The organism is Bifidobacterium sp. POST2/T3 (B1) (genome assembly GCF_058197115.1).
Map to the genome: position 1 here is coordinate 1 of NZ_JBVPQK010000377.1, position 2,520 is coordinate 2,520.

Sequence of the window (2,520 nt, forward strand, 5' to 3'; positions counted from 1 at the left end):
AACTACCGGCGGGAGATCGCCAACGGCATTGTGGATCAGATCAACAGTCTTCGGGCCGTAGGTATGGATATCGATGCTGTCAACAACGTGGTGCTCTTCAACCAATATCTGGATGTGATGCGTTCGCTGGCCGAGTCCGACAATGCCAAGACTCTGGTTCTGCCAGCGGCGACCCCCGGCGGCTACAACGAGCTCTTCAACCAGATGACCGCAGCGCTGATGACTGCCCAGAGCAGCCAGGGGAGTGCGGATTCCCGCCACGGTCGCAGGAGTGCAGGCACAGAGAGCGAGACCGGGGCGCCAATACTGTAAGGTTCGTAAAAGAGCTCGACCAAAACGGGAAAGGGAGACCCCCGCATGGCGAATCGTGCGGGGATGGGGTTCAGCTTTCCAGGAAGTCGGCTATGGCCTCGGCGGCCCGATAGCCCTTGTCGTACATGGCGTTGAGTCCCTTGAGTGACTTGCTCAGTGTGGTCAGCCCGCACAGGCTGTCCGGGGCCAGGATGAGCACCTGGCCCTCCTTTTCGGCCTGCTTGGCCAGGGTAACCTCGTTATTATACGTGCGGTAGCGCTCCATCAGGCGCTCGCCGGCCGCTGGATAGGTCCTCGACAGGATCCGGGCCGGCAGGACATCCTTCTTCTGCTCGCGCAGAATATCCCTCTGGCGGGTCAGAACCAGAACGATGCGTTCATAGCCCTCGTCCATGGCCTTGCGGACCGGCACCGGGTCGGCGATGCCGCCGTCCAGATAGGGCACTCCATCGATCATGTAGGGCTTGTTGGCTACCGGCACGGTGGATGAGGCCTTGAGGATGTCATAGTTGTCCTGGGCCAGGTCGGACTTGTCAAAATAGGCGGTGGATCCGTCAGAGGCCTTGCAGGCCACTACGGTGAACAGGGCCGGGTTGGCCTTCAGGGCCTGGTAATCCAGCGGGCATTCCCCATCGTGCGCCGAAAGCTTGCCGTAGACGTAGTCCAGGTCGACGAAGGTGTGCTTGGTCAGGAAGTTGCTCACGCTCGCATACTCCTTGCGGGAGGAGTAAACGGTGTAGAAGCGATAGCAGCGTCTGAGCTGGCCCGACAGGAATGAGGCCAGATTGGCACTGCCAGCCGAGACCCCGTAGCAGTGATCGAAGGTGATGCCCTGCTCCATGCAGCGGTCGAAGACGCCGGCACCGAAGATGGACCGGTAGCCGCCGCCTACGTCAATGACGGCTGTTCTTTTGCGTGCCATGAGCACCTCGATTCCTGACAGATATCCGAGCTTGATGACAGCTTATGCGTGAACGTTGGACAAGCTGTTCAGGGGCGGCAGGAGGCCAGCAGCCGCTTGGACAGATCCAGCGTGGCCGGTGAGGAATCAGAGTTGTCGATTTGGACTCTGCCGGGACCAGGACCCTGGTTGAGGGCATCGTCTTGGGCCAGCAAATCCTTGAGGTGGCGGGCCGTTCCCGGGTTGCCGTCGATCAGTGCCAGGCTCGGCGGGCAGATGCGTGCGATAGGATTGCGGAAGAAGACGAAGTGGGTGCAGCCCAGAACCAAGGCATCCAGAGTCTGAAGGTCATAGGGATCCAAGTAACGGTGCAGGGTGGCATCGACCAGGGGCTGATCGCTCAACCTGTCAGACTCCACAATGGTCACCAGGTCTGGGCAGGGCTGGGTGAGAATGGTGTGTCTGCCGGAGAACCGAGCCATCAGGCGCGAGAACTTGGCCTCCTTCAAGGTCAGCGGGGTTGCCGTGACCAGAACCCGTTGGGGTCGGCCTCCGCCTCGGGTGCAAGCCAGCTTCAGGGCCGGCTCCATGCCGATAACAGGAACCGGGTAGCGCTGGCGCATCTCATCCACACAGACACTGGTGGCGGTGTTGCAGGCGATGACCATGGCCTTGACACCCTGGTCCATGAATCGGTCGCCGATGATCTGGCAGCGCCGGGCAATCTGGGCCGGCTCCTTGGTGCCGTAGGGGGCGTAGGCGGAATCGCCGAAGTAGAGCAGATTCTCTTGGGGCAGAAGCTTCTGGATGGCTGCGGTGACGCTCAGACCGCCGAGCCCGGAGTCGAAGATCCCGATCGGTGCATCTGATGCCATATGATCTGCTCCTTTCGCAGCCGAAGAACCAGCCTAGCCTGTCGCCGAAGGGCCGTACGCTACAAGCATGAGTATTCCCCGGACTGTTTACAAAATGCAAGCCACCGGCAACGATTTCGTGGTCTACGCCGATCCCCGGGGGGATCTGGAACCTACGGCAGACCAGGTGCGGTGGCTGTGTGACCGGCATTTCGGGGTCGGAGCCGACGGGGTGATCCGGCTGACCCATCCGGCCGATGTCAGCGACTTGAACCAGGAGCAGGTGGATGCCTGTGACCGTTTCGGCTGTCAGTGGTTCATGGACTACCGCAACGCCGACGGATCACTGGCGCAGATGTGCGGCAACGGGACGCGGGCCGTCACCCTCTTCGCTCAGAAGCAGGGGCTGACGCCGACCATGGAGGGATCCTCCTTTCTGCTGGGGACCCGGGC

Annotated in this window: 3 protein-coding genes and 1 pseudogene; 2 read left to right on the forward strand and 2 right to left on the reverse strand. The window is 61.4% G+C overall.

The genetic code is table 11. The annotated features are described in order from the left end of the window. Nucleotides 1-312 (forward strand): annotated as a pseudogene (locus AC0AP0_RS11805) (SPFH domain-containing protein); the annotation flags it as partial. Between the two features lie 70 nt (nucleotides 313-382). Here the strand turns inward: AC0AP0_RS11805 and AC0AP0_RS11810 are convergent. Further along, nucleotides 383-1,234: a patatin-like phospholipase family protein gene (locus AC0AP0_RS11810; RefSeq protein WP_490430605.1), complete on the reverse strand. Its 852-nt coding sequence runs from the start codon at nucleotides 1,232-1,234 to the stop codon at nucleotides 383-385. A gap of 68 nt (nucleotides 1,235-1,302) precedes the next feature. After that, nucleotides 1,303-2,088, reverse strand: coding sequence for a glutamate racemase (gene murI, locus AC0AP0_RS11815; RefSeq protein ID WP_490430606.1), 786 nt, complete (start codon nucleotides 2,086-2,088; stop codon nucleotides 1,303-1,305). A 67-nt stretch (nucleotides 2,089-2,155) separates the two neighbouring features. Here murI and AC0AP0_RS11820 point away from each other — a divergent pair. Continuing rightward, nucleotides 2,156-2,520, forward strand: a 365-nt coding sequence (locus AC0AP0_RS11820) for a diaminopimelate epimerase (protein ID WP_490430607.1), incomplete at its 3' end; no start/stop codon positions are given.